Source organism: Streptomyces sp. NPDC086147, assembly GCF_040702165.1.
Classification (GTDB): domain Bacteria; phylum Actinomycetota; class Actinomycetes; order Streptomycetales; family Streptomycetaceae; genus Streptomyces.
The window spans coordinates 162,147-180,292 of the sequence record NZ_JBFBJO010000004.1 but is presented as its reverse complement, the minus strand read 5'-3'; the positions used below and the strand labels follow the sequence as shown (position 1 = coordinate 180,292).

Sequence of the window (18,146 nt, the reverse complement as noted above, 5' to 3'; positions counted from 1 at the left end):
CGCCGCGGCGGCGGCTCACGGGCGGGTCCATCCTGCTCCACGGCCCGGTGATCGGGAATCCCGCACAGTGCTCTGACTGTCATCACGTACCGCGATAACCTCCTCCCGTGTACGAGCCCGCCCAGGTGCGCACCTTCCTCGCCGTGGCCCAGACGCTGAGCTTCACGCGCGCCGCGGAGCGGCTCGGGCTGCGCCAGTCGACCGTCAGCCAGCACGTGCGGCGCCTGGAGGAGGCGACCGGGCGGCCGCTCTTCAGCCGGGACACGCACCGCGTGGAGCTGACCGAGGACGGCGAGGCGATGCTCGGCTTCGCGCGGACGATCCTCCAGGCGCATGAGCGGGCGGCGGCGTTCTTCGGCGGGACGCGGCTGCGCGGGCGGCTGCGGTTCGGCGCGTCGGAGGACTTCGTGACGACCCGGCTGCCGGAGATCCTGGAGTCCTTCCGGCGCGAGCACCCCGAGGTCGACCTGGAGCTGACGGTCGAGCTCTCGGGGACGCTCCAGGCCCGCCTCGCGGCCGGCCGGCTCGATCTGATCCTGGCCAAGCGGCGGGGCACGGAGAGCGGGGGCCGGCTCGTCTGGGAGGACTCCCTGATCTGGATCGGGTCGCCGGGGCTGCGGATCGAGCCGGACAGGCCGGTGCCGCTCATCCTGTACCCGCCGCCGGGGATCACCCGTGCGCGGGCCCTGGAGGCCCTGGAGGCGCAGGGCCGGGCGTGGCGGATCGCCTGTACGAGCTCCAGCCTGAGCGCGAACGTGGCGGCGGCCCGCGCGGGGCTCGGGGTGATGGCGCACACCCGGGGCCTGGTGCCGCCGGGGCTCGTGCCGGTGCCGGCCCGGGCCGGACTCCCGGACCTCGGCGAGGTGGGCTTCGTGCTGCGGAAGGGGCGCCGGGGCGGGGAGACGCAGGTGGCGGCCGACGCGCTCGCGGAGGCGATCCTGACGGGCGGGGACCGGCTGCACCGCCCGCGCTGACGGGCCCCGCCCGGCGTTCGGCGCCCCCGCCGGCAGAGCCTCCCGCCGGCGTCCGGTGTCCCCACAGGCGGAGCCTCCCGCCCGGCGTCCGGCGTCCCCGCGTGAGCGGCCCGTACAGATTCCGTGGAGATTCGCGCCCGGCGGACGTACCGCCCGGTACGCAATCCCCCCGCCGCGCCCCCGACTTGACTCCTCCACCCATTCTGACCTGTGCGAACGGTGAATGTCCCGGCTTGGTGAAGGTCCTCCCGCCGGGCAGGCGGGTGGGGTACCGTCACCCGCGCCGTACGGAGAGCGACCAAGGGGCTTTTTCAGCCATCGAGCCGTCGAGGAGCAGGTCAGTGCGCGAGTTCACCGTGCCGCCCGTCGAGGCGGCGCCTCAGGTCGGCGGTCTGGCGGACGCCGTGTTCGCGCACGCCCTGGCCGACCCGGACCGGATCGCTTTCGGCCGCAGGGGACCGGGCGGGGAGTGGCGGGACGTGACGGCCGCCCGGTTCCGGGACGAGGTCGCGGGCCTCGCGAAGGGGCTGGTCGCGGAGGGGGTGCGGTTCGGCGACCGGGTCGCGATCATGGCCCGCACCCGGTACGAGTGGACGCTCTTCGACTTCGCCCTGTGGACACTGGGCGCGCAGCCTGTGCCGGTCTATCCGACCTCCTCCGCCGACCAGGTCCTCTGGATGCTGCACGACGCCGAGGTCACGGCGTGCGTGGTGGAGCACGAGGACCACGCCATGACGATCGGCTCGGTGGTCGACCGGCTGCCCCTGCTGCGGCGGCTGTGGCAGCTGGACGCGGGCGCGGTGGCCGAGCTGACGGCGGCGGGGGCCGGCATCGACGAGGAGGTCGTGCACCGGCACCGGCGGGCGGTGACCCCCGAGACGGTGGCGACGGTCATCTACACGTCGGGGACGACCGGCCGCCCCAAGGGCTGTGTGATCACCCACTCCCACCTGATGTTCGAGACGGACATGGTGACGGGCCGCTGGGAGTCGGTGTTCCGCTCCCGGCAGGGGGAGCCTGCCTCGACGCTGCTGTTCCTGCCGCTGGCGCACGTCTTCGGGCGGATGGTGGAGGTCGCGGCGGTCCGGGGAGGGGTGAAGCTGGGGCACCAGCCCGTGATGGCGGCGGCCGAGCTCCTCCCCGACCTGGCGGCCTTCCGGCCGAGCTTCGTCCTGGCCGTGCCGTACGTCTTCGAGAAGGTCTTCCACGCGGCGCGGCGCAGGGCGGAGGCCGAGGGGAAGGCCGGCTCCTTCGACAAGGCGGTGGAGGTGGCGGTGGCGTACGCGGAGGCGCTGGAGCAGAGGGCGTTCGGGCGCGGACCCGGGCCGTCGGCGGCGCTGCGCGTGCAGCACCAGTTCTTCGAGAAGACGGTGTACGGGAAGGTCCGCGGGGCGCTGGGCGGGCGGGTCCGGCACGCGATGTCGGGCGGTTCGGCGATGGACCGCAGGCTGGGCCTCTTCTTCGCGGGGGCGGGGGTCACGGTCTTCGAGGGGTACGGGCTCACCGAGTCCTCGGCCGCCGCCACGGCGAACCCGCCCGAGCGGATCAAGTACGGCACGGTCGGGCAGCCGGTGCCGGGGACGACGGTGCACATCGCGGAGGACGGGGAGGTGTGGCTGCACGGCGGCCAGGTCTTCTCCGGCTACCTCAACGATCCCGAGTCGACCGCCGCCGTCCTCAACGACGGGTGGCTGGCCACCGGGGACATCGGCAGCCTCGACGAGGACGGCTATCTGACGATCACCGGGCGGAAGAAGGAGATCCTGGTGACCTCGGGCGGCAAGAGCGTCTCCCCCGGGGCCCTGGAGGAGCGGGTGCGGGCGCATCCGCTGATCGCCCAGTGCATCGTCGTCGGCAACGACCGCCCGTACGTCGCCGCCCTGGTGACGCTCGACCAGGAGGCGGTGGAGCACTGGCTCGCGATCCAGGGGCGGCCGCCGCTCTCCCCGGCCGAGCTGGTGCGCGACCCGGCCCTGGAGACGGAGATCCGGCGGGGCGTGGTCGCGGCGAACACGCTGGTCTCGCAGGCCGAGTCGATCCGGACCTTCCGGATCCTGGCGCACCCCTTCAGCGAGGAGCACGGGCTGCTCACCCCCTCCCTGAAGCTGAAGCGGAGAGCGATCGAACAGGCGTACGCGACGGAGGTCGCGGCCCTGTACGGCTGAGGCGGGGCGGTCCGTACGGCCGGTGCGGAGGCGCGCCCGCGCAACCGGAACGCCCTTCGTGGAATGCGGAGCGGCCCGTGATCGTTGACGCTGGGAGTACCCCGTACGACGTCACACAACGTAAGGACTCCCCTCACGTGAGCACGGACAGCAAGGTTCCCCAGGTCACCCTGAACAACGGCGTATCGATGCCGCAGCTGGGCTTCGGCGTCTGGCAGGTGCCGGACGACGAGGCGGAGAAGGCCGTGGCGACCGCCCTGGAGGCCGGCTACCGCTCGATCGACACCGCCGCGATCTATGAGAACGAGCGGGGCACCGGCCGCGCCGTCGCCGGGTCCGGGATCGCCCGCGAGGACCTGTTCGTCACCACCAAGCTGTGGAACGGCGAGCAGGGCTACGACACGACGCTGCGCGCCTTCGACGCCTCCCTCGACAAGCTGGGACTCGACCACGTCGACCTGTACCTGATCCACTGGCCGGTGCCGGAGAAGGACGCGTACGTCGACACCTACCGGGCGTTCGAGAAGATCCTCGCGGACGGGCGCGCCCGGGCGATCGGCGTGTCGAACTTCCTCCCGGAGCACCTGGAGCGGCTGATCGGCGAGACGTCGGTCGTGCCCGCCGTCAACCAGATCGAGCTGCACCCGCAGCTCTCCCAGCAGGCCTCGCGCGAGGCGCACGCCCGCCACGGCATCGCGACCGAGGCCTGGTCGCCGCTCGGTCAGGGCAAGGGCCTCCTGGAGGTCCCGGCGATCGTCGCGATCGCGCGGAAGCACGACCGGACCCCGGCCCAGGTGGTGCTGCGCTGGCACCTCCAGCTCGGGAACGTGGTGATCCCGAAGTCAGTCACCCCCTCGCGGATCGCCGAGAACATCGACGTCTTCGGCTTCGAGCTGGACGACGAGGACCTGGCCGCGATCGCCGCCCTCGACGAGAACCGGCGCCTCGGTCCGAACCCGGCCGAGTTCAACGTCGGCGCCTGATCCCCCGGACGGGCCCACGGGCGCCGGAGCCGTGCGGACGGCTCCGGCGCCCGTTGTCGTACCCCGGACGTAGGGTCGGTGGGGTCCCGTCGGGGGGCCGGGGGCGCCGTGCGTCCCGAGCGGTCGGTGGAGCGTGAGGAGTCGGTACGGTGAGCGGTGCGCCGGAGCCCGTGGAGGAGGGCGTCTACCAGGTGCGGAACGTGGCGAGCGGGCTGCTCCTGGAGGTGTACGAGGGGTCCTCGCGCGCGGGGGCGAAGGTGCAGCAGGGCACCGCGAACGGAACTCCCGGGCAGCACTGGCACATCGCGCCCGTGCCGAACGGCGGCGGGCTCTACCACCTGGTCAACGCGGCCAGCGGCAAACGGCTCGACGTCGCGAACGCGTCCACGGAGAACGGCGCGCGCGTCCAGCAGTGGCGGGCGAACAACTTCGGCGCGCAGGAGTGGGTCATCGAGCAGGATCTCCAGTCGCCCGGCACCGTGGCCCTCGTGAGCTTCGTCAGCGGGCTGCTCCTGGAGGTCGCGGACGGCTCGGAGCGGGACGGCGGGGACGTGCGGCAGTGGGAGGACACCGACTCCCCGTTCCAGTGGTGGCGGTTGGAGCCGGTGTCCTGAACCCTCGGTCGCGGTGCGGTCCGTCAGCCCTTGCGGGCGGTGTGGACGGTGCGGGCCGTGAGGTGGAACAGGTCCGTGCGGTGGTGCAGGGAGAGCGCGTCGGCCGGGTCGAGGAGCCGGTCGAGCGTCGCCTTGTCGTCCGGGTCGAGGCGGGCGCCGAAGCCTTCCCGGAGGCGCTCGTAGTGGGCGACGGCCAGCTCGCGCACGACCGGGGAGACGGGCGCGGGCAGGTCGGTGAGGAAGGTGCGGGTGCCGGACGGGGTGAGGCCCGCGCCGGCGAGGAGGGCCCGCCAGTCGTCCGGCTCGTCCTTGGAGTCGGGCAGTTCGGCGCGCATCTCGCCGAACCAGTCGGCGTTGGCGGCGTCGAACCGGGCCTCCAGGCCGGGCCGGCCCATCCCGATGTGCCAGGGCAGGTGCCGGGTGGGCAGGCCGCCCTCGACGAGGACCATCAGGCCGCCGGGGTTGAGGAGTCCGGCGAACTCCTTGAGCGCGGCGCCCTGGTCGCCCAGGTGGTGCAGGGAGTTGCCCGCCCAGATGATGTCGGCCTCGCCCAGGGACCCGATGCCCTCGGGGAGTTCGGCGTGGAGGGTGGAGACCCGGGCGCCGAGTCCGCGGGCCTCGGCGCGGGCCCGGGCCCGTTCGAGGAGTTCGGGGGTGCCGTCGACGGCGACGGTGTCGGCCGCCGGGAAGGCCTCGGCGAGTACGGCGGTGACGACGCCGGGGCCGCTGCCGACGTCGAGGACCCGGCGGACGCCCTGTGCCGGGGCGAGGGTGCCGAGCCAGGCGGCGGCGTCCGCGTAGGCGGGGCTCGCGACCTCCGCCTGGCGTTCCAGGAGCGGGGCGAGCAGGTTCCAGTCGAGGTGGGTGCTGTCCTGAGGGGCGTGGCCGTGGCCGTGCGGGTGGCCCTGGTGGGATGCGTGCTGACTCATGGTTCCAGGGTGCGGCAGGGTGGCCGGGAGCGCGAGAAATGTTGCCGGTACGGCAAACACCGCGAGGGCGGTGCCCGCCGCCTCACGCGTCGGCGCGGTGCTCCTGCGGGTTGAGGCCCCGTACCCGTTTGAAGGCGGCGCTCAGGGCGAACGCCCCGCTGTAGCCGACCTGTCGGGCGACGGACTCGACGGTGGCGTCCGTCCCGCGCAGCAGGTCGGCGGCGAGCGCGAGCCGCCAGCCGGTGAGGTACGCCATCGGGGGCTCCCCGACGAGAGCGGTGAACCGGCGGGCGAGCGCGGCCCGCGACACACCCGTCTTCGCGGCGAGCGAGGCGACGGTCCAGGGGTGGGCGGGGTCGTTCTGGAGCAGGCGGAGCGCCCGGCCGACCACCGGGTCGCCCATCGCCCGGTACCAGGCGGGGGCTTCGGCGCCGGGGCGGGAGAACCAGGCACGGACGGCGGAGATCGCCCGCGCCTCGGGCCGCCCGGTGGTCTACGAGCCGGTGTCGGAGGCCGCGTACGCCGAACTCCTCACCGGCTTCGGGTTCCCGGCCGGCGAGGCCGCCTGGCTCTCGGCCCTGTTCGCGACGCTCCTCGACGGCCACAACTCCTCGGCCACGGACGGCGTGAAGCGGGTCCTGGGCCGCGAGCCACGCTCCTTCGCCGCGTTCGCGGCGGAGGCGTGGGGCGGGGAGGCCTGAGGAGGGGGAGGGGCGGGCGTCAGCCCCGGCCGACGAAGGAGACAAGGCGGTAGCGGGGGTCGGGGCGGCGCCGGTCCTGGTCCGGCAGGGCGGCCAGGGCGGCGGCGAGCGCGTCGACGACGGCCGGGTCGCCCTGGAACCAGGAGGCGAAGTACCCCGCGCGCAGCTTCCGTACGGTGTCGCGCGGAGTGGCGCCCTGGCCGTGCCCGGTGAAGCGGGCACCGGCGGCGGGGACGAGGCCGTGGGCGGCGGCGGCCCGGGCGATCGGCCCGGAGCCGTCGGAGGCCGCCCCGGTCCGGCGGTGGGGGCGCAGGACCGCGTCGATGTCGCTGCCGACATCGTGGGCCGCGTCCTTGTCGACGGTGGCGATCAGGACCCCGCCGGGCCGCAGGACGCGGGCGGCCTCCGCCACGACGTCCGCCGCGAAGGGAACGAGGTGGAGCAGCCAGACCGCGCAGACCGCGTCGAGGGAGGCGTCGGGCAGCGGAAGGCGCCGGGTGTCGGCGCGCACGGTCCGTCCCGGCACCCGCCCGGCGGCGACCCGCAGCATCGCGTGCGCGGCGTCCGCCCCGTACACGCGCAGGCCGGGGCGGACGAGCCGCTCGGTGACGAGGCCGGTGCCGCAGGCCAGGTCGAGCAGGGTGCGGGCGCCGGGCGGCACGAGCCGCAGGACGGCCGCGGCCGCCGCCTCGGCCCGGGGCACACCGCCCCGGGTCCGGTCGTAGTGCGCTGCCTCGGCCTCGTAGTCGAGCACGGTCTCCGCCATGGCGGCGATCCTACGGAGCCCGCCGGACCGGCGGCGGGTCAGCGGGCGCCGTGGCCGGGGGCGATCCGCTCGACGCGCTCGGCGAGTTCGAAGTCCTTCCCGGTGAGGGCGCCGCCCGCCGAGTGGGTGTGCACGGAGAGGGCGACGGAGTCGTAGCCGAGGGTCAGGTCGGAGTGGTGGTTCAGCTCCTGCTGGATCTGGGCCACGTGGACGACGAGGGCGGTCGCCGCGAAGTGGTCGCCGAGCCGGTAGGCCCGGGTGAGGCGGTCGTCCTCGACGGACCAGCCGGGGAGTTCCCTCAGGCGGTCCTCGATCTCCTTCTGGGACAGCGGTTCCGTGGGCACGGCGGTGCTCCCTCCGGTCGGGTGGCGCGGGTGACGGGCGGTGACGGTTCTCGGGGGTTCCCGGGAAAGGTACCCGGGCTCCCCCTCTGGGATACCGTCTGGCCATGACGACCGTCGTGAGCGACACGGGAGTGGGGCCGCTGCTGCGCGGATGGCGGGAGCGGCGCCGGCTGAGCCAGTTGGAGCTGGCACTGCGCGCGGGCTCCTCGGCGCGGCACGTCTCGTTCGTGGAGACGGGCCGCTCCCGGCCGAGCGAGGAGATGGTCCTGCGGCTCGCCGAGCACCTGGAGGTGCCGGTGCGGGAGCGGAACGCGCTGCTGCTCGCCGCGGGTTACGCCCCCCGGTACGCGGAGACGCCGCTCGACGCCCCGCGCCTGGAGGCGCTCCGGGAGGGCGTCGAGCGGCTGCTGCGGGGGTACGAGCCGTATCCGGCGCTCGTGGTGGACGGCTCGTACACGGTGGTGGCGGCCAACCGGGGCATCGGGATGCTGCTCGGCGGGCTGCCCGAGCACCTGCTCGCCCCGCCGCTGAACACGATGCGGATCGCCCTGCACCCGGAGGGCCTGGCGCCCCGGATCCGCAACCTGCGGGAGTGGCGGGGCCATCTGCTGTCCCAGATGGAGCGTCAGATCGCCCTGTCCCGCTCGCATGCGCTGCGGGAGCTGTACGAGGAGGTGGCGGCGTATCCGCCGCCTCCCGGCGCGGGGAGCGGACCGGAGGAACTGGAGACGGAGACGGAGCCGTATCCGTACTTCGCGCTGCCGCTGCGGATCGAGCACGACGGGCGGGTGCTGTCGTTCGTGTCGTCGATCTCGACGTTCAACACCCCGATGGACGTGACGGTCGCCGAGCTGGCCATCGAGACGCTGATCCCGGCCGACCCGGAGACGGCCGCGTACCTGCGGTCACTCGCGGAGGACACGGCGGACACGGCGGGCGGGGAGGCGGCCGTCAGCGGCTGAGGGCCCGCAGGGCGGTCCACTGGAGCGCGGCGAACCCGGCGACGGCGACCGCCTGGAGCGGTGTCCACACCAGGCCGGCGGTGGTCGGCTCCAGCCAGGCGACCAGGGCGACGGCGCTCAGGACGGCCCACAGGAGGTTGGCGTCGACGACGAGCTTCACGGCGGGCGCCGGGGGCTGCGGGCGGCTCGCCAGCCAGGCCACCCCGGCCGCGAACGCGGTCAGGAACAGGCCGAGTCCGAGCAGCGGGCCCGCGTCGATCCCGAGGAGTTCGCCGAGGGGGCGGGAGGCGGTGGCGTAGGCGATGCCGTTGGCCCCGGTGACGACGGCGTCGAGGGCGAGGAGGCGGCGCAGTGCCGTGTGGGAGCGGGCGGCGCGGGCGAGGCCGGTGGGCAGGGCCTGGGACATGGCGGATCACCTTCCGGGGACGTGCGTACGGGACGTTCGTACGGGTGGTGGGCCCGGAGCCCGGACGGAGTGCGCCGCCCGGGTTCCGGTGCTCATGAGCATGCCGGGCGGCGGGCGGGGGGTCGATGACGTGGGAGGTAATGCCGGGGCGTCCCGTGGGGGTGGGGCCGGACGCGGGCCGGCGGGCCGGGCGGGGCCGGCGCTCCGGTCGGTCGGGGGCGGCGGACCGCCCCGCGCCTCCGGACACCGGTCCGCACGCCGGATCCCGTCGTGACCCGCGTCGAGCCGTTCCCGGGTGTCAGCGGACGGATTCGCTCCGGGACGCGGGCGGTTCCGGAGCCGGGGCGGGTTCCTGGGCCGGGGCGCCGGATTCGGGCGCGGCACGGTCGGCGCGCCGGGCCCGGGAGGCCTCGGCCCGCATCAGGGCGTGGAGGACGGCGAACGGATCGACGGGCATGGCGGAGCTCCTCGCGGTGCGAAGGGTGGGTGAGGGGGCTGCGGTGAGGGCGGGGCCTCTCAGCAGCGCATCACCACGCACCGGAGCGCGTCCTCGCGCGGGGCGGTTACGGGGGCGGGGAGCGGGTCCCGGCGGCGCCCCCGGCGTTCGCGGTTCCGGCGCCGGGGCCCGGTGGGGCGCAGGCCGGTGCGGTGCCGTCTCGTACGGGCGGGAAGGGCGGTGCCGGCGGCCTGGTCGTGGGTCTCGCCGCCCGGGTCGGAGGTTGGGGCGGCCGCGGCGGGCGGCGGGGAGGCGCCGGAGAGCGGGGCCGGGGCACCGGCGCCGAACAGCGCGGCGAGGACGAGGAGGAGGACGACGACCCGGCGGTGGTGGCCCGGGCGCGTCCGGCGGCCCGCCGGGGCGGCGGGCGCTGCGGTCGGCTCGGGCGCGGGGCTCACGGAGATCCGTACTGCCCCGCGCGGGTCCCGGCGCGGCGCCCGGGGCCCGAGATCCGCCCGGCCGGCCTACGCCCGGCCCCCGGGATTCACCACCCCGGCGGTCACCTCCGCGATCAGCGCTTCTCGTCCCGCACGGCGGGTCCGTGGACCGGCCTGCCGACGGACTCGTCCACGGGATCGTCCGCGGGTTCGCCCGCGGAACCGCCGGGCGAGCCGTCGACCGGGCCGCGACCCGTCTCCCCGTCCGGGCCGCCGGCCCGAGCGCCGGCCGAGGCGTCGGCCGGCCCGTCGCCCGGAAGGCCCGGCTCCACCCGCCCCGGCGCCGCCGGGACTTCCGCGACTCCCGCCTCCCCCACCGGCACCTGCGGCCCCGAGGACTCCCGCAGCCAGCGGCGCAGGACCCGGTGCACCTGCTCCGCGCCGACCAGCTCCTCCCCCTCCCCCACCGGCGGCGAGAGTTCCGGCGGCGAGAGCAGGAAGGGCTCCGACTGCTCGCCGCCGAGGCCGCCGTGCGAGCCGATCTGCTCCTCGAAGGCGTGCACGGCGCCGGTCTCCGGGTCGTACATGGAGTTGACCATGATGTCCGCGACGTGCGGGAAGCCGTCCGTGCGCCGCACGGCCCGCGCCGTGCCCCTCCCGAATACGGCCAGCGGCCCGTCGTCGGTCAGCTCGGCGACCGGGACCTCGGTCCCGTCGCCGGCCAGGACCACCGAGCCGTGCTCGGCGCTCGCCACGAGGACGAAGCCGACGCCCGGGTGGTGGGCGAGGGTGCGGAGCAGGGCCGGGTGGCGCCGGTCGATCTCCTCCCGGGTCATCCGGTGCGGCACGTCGGGGAAGGAGACGAGGCCGAGGTTGCCGGAGGCGAGGACCATCGGTTCGGAGGGCTTGGCGGGCAGCTCGCGCGCCGTCTCGTCGACCTCGTCGAGCGGCCGGTGCAGCGCGCTGCGCAGCGCGTCCCTGGCCGCGTCCCGCGCCTCCGAGCCGCTGCGGGTGCGCCGTACCCGGCGCGGCACGGGCAGCCCGCACCCGGCCCTCACCAGGTCCTTGAGCGTCAGCCCGTACACCGCCTCGAAGGTCTCGCCGGGGCTCTGCCCGTGGTCGGAGAGGAGCACGATCCGGTACGGGCGCGGGGCGTGCTCGGCGACGTCCGCGATCAGCGCGATCGAGCGGTCGAGGCGGCGCAGCACCTGGTCGGTGTCCCGGCCGTGCGGGCCGGAGTGGTGGGCCACCTCGTCGTACGCCACGAGGTCGGCGTAGACCGCGGTCCGGCCCGCCAGCATGTCCCCCATCACGGCCGAGACCACCACGTCCCGCTCCAGGACCGTCGCGAAGGCGCGGACGAGGGGGTACGTGCCGCCGCGCGAGATCCTCGGGGTCTCGCGGCGCAGCCGCGCCCGCGCCGACTGGCCCACCTCGCGGACGCACTCGTTGACGAACGACCCGGCGGTGCGGACCGCGTTGGCCGGGTCGGAGAAGTAGGCGAAGTAGCCGGCCCGGGAGCGGTTGCGCCGGCCGCGCCGGGCGGCCACCGACAGGACGAGGGCGACCTGCTCGGCGCCGCCGCTGAAGAGGTTGCCCCGGGAGGCCCCGTCGTAGGTGAGGAGCCCGCCGTCGCCGGTGCGGCGCACCGCCCGCCGCTGGAGTTCGACGGCACTGGCCGGGCGGTTGGACACCATGACCCGGCCGGTGTCCTTCTCGTACCAGCGGAAGGCGGGCACGTCCTCGTTGGAGCCGTGCAGGATGCCGAGCTGGCTGGCGCCGGTCTGGCTGGACCAGTCGGTGCGCCAGGGGGTGAGCCGGTGGCCGGCCGCCAGCCAGGAGGCGACGGTCGGCATGAGCCCGTCGGCGACGGCGTCGCGCAGCACGCGGTGGCCGACGCCGTCGAGCTGGAGGAAGAGGGTGCCGGGGACGGCGTCCGCCGGGTCGCCGGGGGCGCGGGGCCGGGTGCGGCCGGTGAGCCGGTAGAGGCGGCGCCGGTAGGCGTCGTCGTCGCGGACGGCGAGGCCCGTGGAGGTGGCGGAGGCGACGGCGGACATGACGGCCGCGACCACGACGGCGGTCTCGGGGTCGGCGGCGGCGTCCCCCTCGGGGGTCACCCAGAGCGCGACGAGCAGCAGCGAGCCGTTGAGGAGGAAGCCGAACAGGCCGAGGACGAGGGCCGGGACGAGCAGCAGCGCCCGTACGAGGAGGGGCCACACGAGCGCGCCGAGCAGGCCGAAGGCGCCGGCCGCCCAGGCGGCGGTGATCGCGGTGCGGGTGAGGCTGTCCCCGTCGGGCGACTGGAGCTGGAAGTCGGGGAGCAGGCCCGCGAGGAGGAGCAGGGTGAGCGTGGAGACCGCCCACACCACGATCACGCGCCCGAGCGCGCCTCCCGCTGACCGCCAGCCCCGCGCGGACCGCCCACCCGTCCCGAACCACCGACGGCCGGTACCGCCCCCTCGCCCGTCACCCACGCCCGCCTCGCCTTTCGTCCGCCTCGCCTTTCAGCCGTTTCCCGCCCCAAGCGTGTCACAACGCCCACGGCGGGACCGGAGGAAGGCCGGTGCGGCCCGGCGGGAGTCGGACGAGGTCAGGGGCCGTCCTACCCGGCGGAGGCCCGGCGGAATCAGGAGCCGTCGTACCCGGCGGTGGGCATCGAGAGGCGCCGGTGCACCCCGGCCTTGGCCGCCGCGTCGTAGACCGGTTCGTCGGGACGGACCGTCTCCAGACGCACCCCGCGCCGCTCGCACTCGGCGCGGAAGCCGGTCACGGAGGTAAGCGCGCGGGCGAGGACCCGTTCGCTGGCCGCGACGAAGAGGTCGACCGCGCCGTCCTCCACGTCCGCCCACAGCGCCTCGTGGTCGGGCCGGATGCCGTAGAACAGCAGCTGGCGGGCGATCACGTACCCCTGGTCCTCGGCCCAGCGCGCGCACACCGCGTGCTGGCCGCGCGTGTCGACGAGGAAGGGTTCGCTGTCGAGCTCTTCGAGCGGGGTGAGGCTGGCGATCGCCGCCACCCGAACGTCGTCCATGGAGGGACCCTACTGCGGGAAGGCGCGACCGGACATCCTCCGGGGCGCGCTCCGGACATCTACCCTCGATACGGGGGTACGGAGGGCACGAAGGCACGGAACGGACGGAAGGCGGCACGTCGTGGAGGTCACCTGGTGGGGTCACGCGACCTGCACGGTCGAGGACTCCGGGGTCCGCTTCCTCACCGATCCGCTGTTCGCGCGGCGGCTCGCCCATCTGCGCCGCCGCCGCGGCGCCCCGCCGCCGCCCGAGGCCGCGTCCGCCGAGGCCGTCCTCGTCTCGCACCTGCACTCCGACCACCTGCACCTGCCGTCGCTCGCGCGGCTCGCGCCCGGGACGCGGCTCGTGGTGCCGCGCGGGGCGCCCGCCGCCGTGCCGGGGCTGCGCAGGCTGGAGCGGGCCGGGCTGCGCCTCACCGAGGTGGCGGCGGGCGACGCGGTGACGGTGGAGGGCGTGACGGTACGGGCCGTCCCGGCGCTCCACGACGGGCGGCGGCTGCCCGTGGGGCCGCACCGGGCTCCGGCGCTCGGCTACGTCGTCGAGGGCGAGGCGCGGACGTACTTCGCCGGGGACACCGGCCTCTTCGACGGCATGGCGGAGGCGGTGGGCCCGGTGGACGTGGCGCTGCTCCCGGTCGGCGGCTGGGGGCCGTACCTGGGGCCGGGCCACCTGGACGCGGGCCGGGCCGCCGAGGCGCTCGCGGAGCTGTCCCCGGCGGCGGCGGTGCCGGTGCACTACGGCACGTACTGGCCGATCGGGCTCGACGGGGTCCGGCCGCACGAGTTCCACTCCCCCGGCGACGAGTTCGTCCGGCACGCGGCGCGCCTGGCGCCGAAGGTGGCGGTGCACCTGCCGGGGCACGGCGAGCGGGTGCGGCCGGAGGTCGCCCGGTGATCGACGGGATCGCCCGGTTCGTCACGGTCGTGGGCGAACTGCCGCCGGAGTCCACGCAGCAGGCGGCCGGCTACCCCTCGCTGTTCCTGCTCGTGGCGCTCGGCGCGCTGGTGCCGGTGGTGCCGACGGGCGCGATCGTCAGCTCGGCGGCGGTGGTGGCCTTCCACCAGACCTCGCCGCTGTCGCTGCTCTTCGTCTTCCTGGTGTCGGCGTCCGCCGCGTGCCTCGGGGACGCGGCGCTGTACTGGCTGGGGCGGCGCGGGGTGCACTCCGACAAGGGTTCGCGCTGGCTGGCCGCGCTGGAGAGGCGGGTCACGCCGGAACACCTCGCGCACGCGCGGGAGCGGCTCGACACGCACCAGGTGTCGGTGCTCGTCCTGTCCCGGCTCGTGCCGGCGGGCCGGATCCCGGTGATGCTGGCGTGCCTGCTCGCGGAGATGCCGCTGCGCCGCTTCGTCCGGGGGGACGTGGCGGCCTGTCTGGCGTGGGCGGCCACGTACCAGCTGATCGGGATCCTGGGCGGTTCGCTCTTCCCGGAGCCGTGGCAGGGGGTCGTGGCGGCGGTGGGTCTGACGGTGCTCGTCAGCGCGGTCCCGGCGCTGTGGCGGCGGGTGCGGGGGACGCGCTCCGGGGCGTCGGGCGGCGCGGGGCCGGGCCCGGGTGCCGGACCGGGCTCCGGCACGGGGGTTCCCGAAGGCCCCGGCGGGTCACGGCACGAGCACCCCTGAGCCGCCGATCGGCAGGTCCCACAGGTCCTCGCGGGCGAGGCCGGCCTCCTCCCAGGCGGTCCTGACCCGGTTGAGGGGTTCGAGGACGGGCTCGGAGGAGAGGACGAAGGTGGCCCAGTGCATGGGCGCCATCCGCCGGGCCCCCAGGTCCCGGTGGGCCCGGACCGCCTCCTCGGGGTCGGTGTGGACGTCGCGGAGCCACCAGCGCGGCTCGTAGGCGCCGATGGGGAGGAGCGCCAGGTCGATGCCGGGGTGGCGGCGGCCGATCTCCTCGAACCAGTGGCCGTAGCCGGTGTCCCCGGCGAAGTACACCCGGTGTCCGGACCGGTCGGTGAGCACCCAGCCGCCCCACAGGGAGCGGCAGGTGTCGGTGAGGGTGCGCTTGGACCAGTGGTGGGCGGGGACGAAGTCGAAGCGGACGCCGTCGAGTTCGGCCGCCTCCCACCAGTCGAGCTCGGTCACCCGGCTGAACCGGCGGCGGGTGAACCAGCGGCCGAGGCCGGCCGGCACGAAGACCGGGGTGTCCCGGGGCAGCCGCCGCAGGGTGGGGGCGTCGAGGTGGTCGAAGTGGTTGTGGCTGATGACGACTGCGTCGACGGGCGGCAGATCCTCCCAGCGGACCCCGACGGGGGTGATCCGGGCGGGGGTGCCGAGGATGCGGCGGGACCAGACCGGGTCGGTGAGGACGGTGAGGCCGCCGATCCGCACCACCCAGCTGGCGTGCCCGGCCCAGGTGACGGCGAGGGTGGCGGGTCCGGCGGGCGGGAGCGGGCCGGGCTCGAAGGGGAGCAGCGGGATGTCGCGGAGGCCCTCGGGGCGCGGGCGCACGGCTCCCTCGCGGGCGAAGCGGGCCATGGACCGGACGCCGGGGAGGGGCGCGGTGAGCCGGTCGACGAAGGTGCGGGGCCAGTCGTGCCGCAGCCGGCCGAGGGGCTGGAGGGGGCCCGTGGGGGCTGCGGCACGGTCGGTCTCGTACGGGACGACTGCCGTCCGTTCGGTCATCTGCGGGCTCCGTTCCGCTCGGCGCTTCATGGCGGGCTCGTGGGGCGTCGGCGGGCGGCCGGGGTCACCGGAGTTCCTCCAGTGCCGCGCCGAAGTCCGTGAGGGCCCGGGCCACCCGGGGGAGTTCCGGGGGGTCCTCGGCCCCGAGGGCCTCGGTCCGCTCCTCCCCCGTGGTCCCGAGGAACATGCGCGTGCCGAAGCGGACCCGCAGGGCGCCGAGTTCGTCGCCGAAGCGGTGTCCGCCGGCCACCGGGGCACCGAGCCGTTCGGTGAGCAGGCCCTCCAGTTCCAGGGAGTCGGTGACGCCCCGGGCGGCGAGGCCGGCCCGCAGCGGTCCGAGGTCGGCGTAAAGGTGGCGGCCGGCCTGCGGGGGCAGGGAGAGGGCGCCGGCGGCGAGGACGGCGCGGTGGGCGGCCCGGGCGAGGCTCGCGTGGACGGCGGTCGCGCGCCGGGCCGGCGCGGTGACGTCCTCGGGTTCGTCGAGGGCGTGGGCGAGGGCGGGGGCGAGCGGGCCGGGGACGACGGAGCCCAGGGCGGTGAGGACGTCGAGGACACGGGCCCGGGGATCGGTCCAGCGGTCGGCGCGGGACGGGTCGGTGGGCGGGAAGCGGGCGACGGCGCAGGGCCAGGCGGCGGGGGTGAGCGCGCCGCCGAGGTCGCTGAGGACGGTGACGTCGTCGGGGCACATCTCGGCGGGGCTGACGAGCACGGTGTCGTGCGGGTCGTGGCGGGTGTCGCGCCAGGTCTCGTCGCTGACGACGTGGAGGCCCTCGGCGACGGCGGCCTCGCAGGCCTCGCGGACGAGTTCGGGCGGGGCGACGGTGCCGGTGGGGTCGTCGGCGACGGAGAGCAGCAGGACGCGGGGGTGGCCGCCCTCGGCGCGGATCCGCCGGACGGTCTCCAGGAGGGCGTACGGGTCGGGGACGCCGCCGCACTCGGCGGGGGTGGGCACGTGGTACGCGGGGCGGCCGAGGAGCCGGGCCTGCGGGGCCCACCAGGCGGGACAGGGCCGGGGCAGCAGGAGGTCGCCGCCGTGGGCGGCTATGAGGGCCAGGAGCAGGGCGGGGGCGCCGGGGGCGGCCACCACGTCCTCGGGGTGGGTGCGCAGGCCCCGGCGCCACCAGTGTCCTGCGGCGGCCTCGCGCAGGACGGGTCCGCCGCCGGGCGGCTCGGGGTCGGTGCGTCCGGCGGCGGCGGAGAGGAGGCCGGCGAGCACGGGCGGGACGGGCAGGCCGGTGTCGGGGGCGGGAGGACCGTAGCGCACCGGGCCGCGCCCTTCCGGAGCCTTCTGCGGCATGTCCCGTACCTCCTGAGCGCACGGGGGCGCCGGGCACGGCACCCTCGTGCCCTTTATACGGAGTTTCGGGCGTTTCCGCCGCTTGTGGAGTCGCTCCGGGGGACGGGGCGGGGGCCGTCCCGGGCGGGGTCAGGCGACGGTGACGGGGTGGCGCACGACCGCGTTGAACAGGTAGCCCTGGGTGTTGTGGACGGCCCGCTCGGGCTGGGTGTTCCCGGCGGCGTCGGTGGTGCGGGAGAGCAGGGTGACCTGCCCGGCGCGGTGCGGGCGCCACGGGGCGCTCCAGCGGACCCAGCCGTCGCGCCGGGGGGCGTCGTGGAGCTGGGCCGGGCGCCAGTGGGCGCCGCCGTCGACGGAGACCTCGACCTTCCGCACGGGGGCGAGGGCGGACCAGGCGCGGCCGGTGAGCCGGTGGACCCTGCCCGCCTCCAGGGTGGCGCCGGAGGGAAGCTGGTAGCCGGACTTGAGGGTCTGGCGGCCGAGCGGGGCGCTGCCGCCCTCGGGGTGGGCGTCGCCGAAGAGCCGGTACCAGTCGGTGGACCAGGGCGAGGTCAGCGGGCGGGTGGAGACCTCGATGTCGCCGAGCCACTTGATGGAGGCGATGCCGATCCAGGAGGGCACGACGAGCCGGATCGGGTGCCCGTGGTCGTACGGGAGGGGCTCGCCGTTCATCTCGTACGCGAGGATCACGTCGTCCAGGGCCTTGGCGATCGGCAGCGGGCGGCGCACCCGGCCGTGGTCGACGCCGCCGGAGACGTACGGGTCGTCGAGGCCGCGCGGCTGGACGGCGACGGCGTCGCGGGCGATCCCGGCACGCCGGAGCACGTCGGCGAGGCGGGCGCCGCGCCAGCGGGCGGCCCCGACGGCGCCCAGGGTCCAGGCGGTGCCGGTGACGGCCTCGCCCTGCTGGGTGGTGTAGAGGCTGCGGCCGTTCCCGGCGCACTCGATCAGGGCGGTCCGGGTGACGGACGGCAGGTCGCGGAGCTGCCCGTAGCTGAGGTGGACCGGGTTGCGGCCGTGGAGCCCGTCACCCCAGAGCGTCAGGCGCCAGTCGCGGGCGTCGAGGACGGGGGTGGAGGTGTGGTTGCGGACGAAGAAGCGGTCGGCGGGGGTGAGGTAACCGGTGTCCGCGAAGGCGTCGAAGCGGGCCTCGGCGTTGGTGCCCCGGACGGTGAAGTGCTCGGCGGGGAGCGGCTTGACGATCCCGGGCGCGGTGGGCCCGGCCGCGGCCGCCGCCCGCGCGGGGGCCGCGGCGGCGAGCCCGCCGAGGGCGGACACCGCCGGGCTCGCGGCGAGCAGCTTCAGCAGGGAGCGGCGGGCGGGCACGGGCGAGTACGGCACGGGACTCCTCGGCGGACGGAAGGGGGAGGGGCCGAACGGGCGGCGCGCCGATCCTAGGGGCGCGGGGCGCGTTCGAACGGTCCGTTCACAGGCCTGTCACAGAGGCGCCGAGGGGCCTGGCATACGTGAGGGAAG

18 protein-coding genes and 2 pseudogenes are annotated in these 18,146 nt (G+C 75.9%); 8 read left to right on the top strand and 12 right to left on the bottom strand.

The annotated features are described in order from the left end of the window. Positions 1-107: 107 nt before the first annotated feature. From AB0398_RS11535 to AB0398_RS11520, 4 genes are all read left to right on the top strand, one after another. On the top strand, positions 108-974 hold the full coding sequence (locus tag AB0398_RS11535) for a LysR substrate-binding domain-containing protein (protein WP_366373974.1): 867 nt from the start codon (positions 108-110) through the stop codon (positions 972-974). A gap of 341 nt (positions 975-1,315) precedes the next feature. Then, positions 1,316-3,139: an AMP-dependent synthetase/ligase gene (locus AB0398_RS11530; protein WP_366373973.1), complete on the top strand. Its 1,824-nt coding sequence runs from the start codon at positions 1,316-1,318 to the stop codon at positions 3,137-3,139. Positions 3,140-3,327: 188 nt separating this feature from the next. Continuing rightward, the gene (locus tag AB0398_RS11525) at positions 3,328-4,122 is read left to right on the top strand and encodes an aldo/keto reductase (protein ID WP_366374514.1); all 795 of its coding nucleotides are present in this window, start codon (positions 3,328-3,330) and stop codon (positions 4,120-4,122) included. A 149-nt stretch (positions 4,123-4,271) separates the two neighbouring features. After that, positions 4,272-4,736: an RICIN domain-containing protein gene (locus AB0398_RS11520; RefSeq protein WP_366373972.1), complete on the top strand. Its 465-nt coding sequence runs from the start codon at positions 4,272-4,274 to the stop codon at positions 4,734-4,736. Positions 4,737-4,759: 23 nt separating this feature from the next. On the opposite strand, the gene AB0398_RS11515 is transcribed toward AB0398_RS11520, so the two are convergent. Together AB0398_RS11515 and AB0398_RS11510 are read right to left on the bottom strand one after the other, a co-directional pair. Continuing rightward, positions 4,760-5,665: a class I SAM-dependent methyltransferase gene (locus AB0398_RS11515; RefSeq protein WP_366373970.1), complete on the bottom strand. Its 906-nt coding sequence runs from the start codon at positions 5,663-5,665 to the stop codon at positions 4,760-4,762. An 82-nt stretch (positions 5,666-5,747) separates the two neighbouring features. Further along, a pseudogene (locus AB0398_RS11510) lies at positions 5,748-6,131 on the bottom strand (AraC family transcriptional regulator); the annotation flags it as partial. Here AB0398_RS11510 and AB0398_RS11505 point away from each other — a divergent pair. Beyond that, positions 6,124-6,366: pseudogene (locus tag AB0398_RS11505) on the top strand (NmrA family transcriptional regulator); the annotation flags it as partial. The pseudogenes AB0398_RS11510 and AB0398_RS11505 sit on opposite strands and share 8 nt — an antisense overlap. Before the next feature lie 19 nt (positions 6,367-6,385). On the opposite strand, the gene AB0398_RS11500 reads toward AB0398_RS11505, so the two are convergent. Both AB0398_RS11500 and AB0398_RS11495 read right to left on the bottom strand, forming a co-directional pair. Continuing rightward, complete coding sequence (locus AB0398_RS11500; protein ID WP_366373968.1) at positions 6,386-7,132, bottom strand: class I SAM-dependent methyltransferase; 747 nt, start codon at positions 7,130-7,132, stop codon at positions 6,386-6,388. A 38-nt stretch (positions 7,133-7,170) separates the two neighbouring features. Next, entirely contained in the window at positions 7,171-7,476 is a 306-nt protein-coding gene (locus AB0398_RS11495) for a 4a-hydroxytetrahydrobiopterin dehydratase (RefSeq protein ID WP_366373966.1), read from the bottom strand. 104 nt (positions 7,477-7,580) lie between these two features. Here AB0398_RS11495 and AB0398_RS11490 point away from each other — a divergent pair, with 104 nt between their 5' ends. Continuing rightward, complete coding sequence (locus AB0398_RS11490) at positions 7,581-8,438, top strand: helix-turn-helix transcriptional regulator (protein WP_366373964.1); 858 nt, start codon at positions 7,581-7,583, stop codon at positions 8,436-8,438. On the opposite strand, the gene AB0398_RS11485 is transcribed toward AB0398_RS11490, so the two are convergent. The 5 genes from AB0398_RS11485 to AB0398_RS11465 form a co-directional block, all read right to left on the bottom strand. After that, positions 8,428-8,844 carry a hypothetical protein gene (locus tag AB0398_RS11485; RefSeq protein ID WP_366373962.1) on the bottom strand — a complete coding sequence of 139 codons (417 nt, stop codon included), beginning with the start codon at positions 8,842-8,844 and terminating at the stop codon, positions 8,428-8,430. The genes AB0398_RS11490 and AB0398_RS11485 overlap by 11 nt on opposite strands. Positions 8,845-9,142: 298 nt before the next feature. Then, positions 9,143-9,301, bottom strand: coding sequence for a hypothetical protein (locus tag AB0398_RS11480; RefSeq protein WP_366373960.1), 159 nt, complete (start codon positions 9,299-9,301; stop codon positions 9,143-9,145). 59 nt (positions 9,302-9,360) lie between these two features. Next, a complete protein-coding gene (locus AB0398_RS11475) occupies positions 9,361-9,738 on the bottom strand; it encodes a hypothetical protein (RefSeq protein WP_366373959.1) in 378 nt (125 codons plus the stop codon). A gap of 113 nt (positions 9,739-9,851) precedes the next feature. After that, a complete protein-coding gene (locus AB0398_RS11470; RefSeq protein ID WP_366373957.1) occupies positions 9,852-12,092 on the bottom strand; it encodes a phage holin family protein in 2,241 nt (746 codons plus the stop codon). Between the two features lie 251 nt (positions 12,093-12,343). After that, positions 12,344-12,748 (bottom strand): recombinase family protein, encoded by a 405-nt coding sequence (locus tag AB0398_RS11465; protein ID WP_366373956.1) that lies wholly within the window; start codon positions 12,746-12,748, stop codon positions 12,344-12,346. 121 nt (positions 12,749-12,869) lie between these two features. On the opposite strand from AB0398_RS11465, the gene AB0398_RS11460 reads away from it, so the two are divergent. Together AB0398_RS11460 and AB0398_RS11455 are read left to right on the top strand one after the other, a co-directional pair. Next, positions 12,870-13,643, top strand: coding sequence for an MBL fold metallo-hydrolase (locus AB0398_RS11460; RefSeq protein WP_366373954.1), 774 nt, complete (start codon positions 12,870-12,872; stop codon positions 13,641-13,643). Next, on the top strand, positions 13,640-14,371 hold the full coding sequence (locus tag AB0398_RS11455; RefSeq protein ID WP_366373952.1) for a VTT domain-containing protein: 732 nt from the start codon (positions 13,640-13,642) through the stop codon (positions 14,369-14,371). Before AB0398_RS11460 ends, AB0398_RS11455 begins: the two co-directional genes overlap by 4 nt. On the opposite strand, the gene AB0398_RS11450 is transcribed toward AB0398_RS11455, so the two are convergent. The 3 genes from AB0398_RS11450 to AB0398_RS11440 all read right to left on the bottom strand — a co-directional run bounded on the left by AB0398_RS11450 (position 14,351) and on the right by AB0398_RS11440 (position 18,011). Next, entirely contained in the window at positions 14,351-15,373 is a 1,023-nt protein-coding gene (locus AB0398_RS11450) for an MBL fold metallo-hydrolase (protein WP_366373950.1), read from the bottom strand. The genes AB0398_RS11455 and AB0398_RS11450 overlap by 21 nt on opposite strands. A 64-nt stretch (positions 15,374-15,437) precedes the next feature. After that, positions 15,438-16,670 carry an aminotransferase class I/II-fold pyridoxal phosphate-dependent enzyme gene (locus AB0398_RS11445; protein WP_366373948.1) on the bottom strand — a complete coding sequence of 411 codons (1,233 nt, stop codon included), beginning with the start codon at positions 16,668-16,670 and terminating at the stop codon, positions 15,438-15,440. A 129-nt stretch (positions 16,671-16,799) separates the two neighbouring features. Then, positions 16,800-18,011 (bottom strand): sulfite oxidase, encoded by a 1,212-nt coding sequence (locus tag AB0398_RS11440; protein WP_366373946.1) that lies wholly within the window; start codon positions 18,009-18,011, stop codon positions 16,800-16,802. Between the last annotated feature and the right edge of the window lie 135 nt (positions 18,012-18,146).

Coding starts and splice junctions, on each gene's coding strand:
- AB0398_RS11525 (WP_366374514.1), top strand. CDS start 3,328: ATGCCGCAGCTGGGCTTCGGCGTCTGGCAGGTGCCGGACGACGAGGCG.
- AB0398_RS11515 (WP_366373970.1), bottom strand. CDS start 5,665: ATGAGTCAGCACGCATCCCACCAGGGCCACCCGCACGGCCACGGCCAC.
- AB0398_RS11500 (WP_366373968.1), bottom strand. CDS start 7,132: ATGGCGGAGACCGTGCTCGACTACGAGGCCGAGGCAGCGCACTACGAC.
- AB0398_RS11490 (WP_366373964.1), top strand. CDS start 7,581: ATGACGACCGTCGTGAGCGACACGGGAGTGGGGCCGCTGCTGCGCGGA.
- AB0398_RS11485 (WP_366373962.1), bottom strand. CDS start 8,844: ATGTCCCAGGCCCTGCCCACCGGCCTCGCCCGCGCCGCCCGCTCCCAC.
- AB0398_RS11480 (WP_366373960.1), bottom strand. CDS start 9,301: ATGCCCGTCGATCCGTTCGCCGTCCTCCACGCCCTGATGCGGGCCGAG.
- AB0398_RS11465 (WP_366373956.1), bottom strand. CDS start 12,748: ATGGACGACGTTCGGGTGGCGGCGATCGCCAGCCTCACCCCGCTCGAA.
- AB0398_RS11450 (WP_366373950.1), bottom strand. CDS start 15,373: ATGACCGAACGGACGGCAGTCGTCCCGTACGAGACCGACCGTGCCGCA.
- AB0398_RS11445 (WP_366373948.1), bottom strand. CDS start 16,670: ATGCCGCAGAAGGCTCCGGAAGGGCGCGGCCCGGTGCGCTACGGTCCT.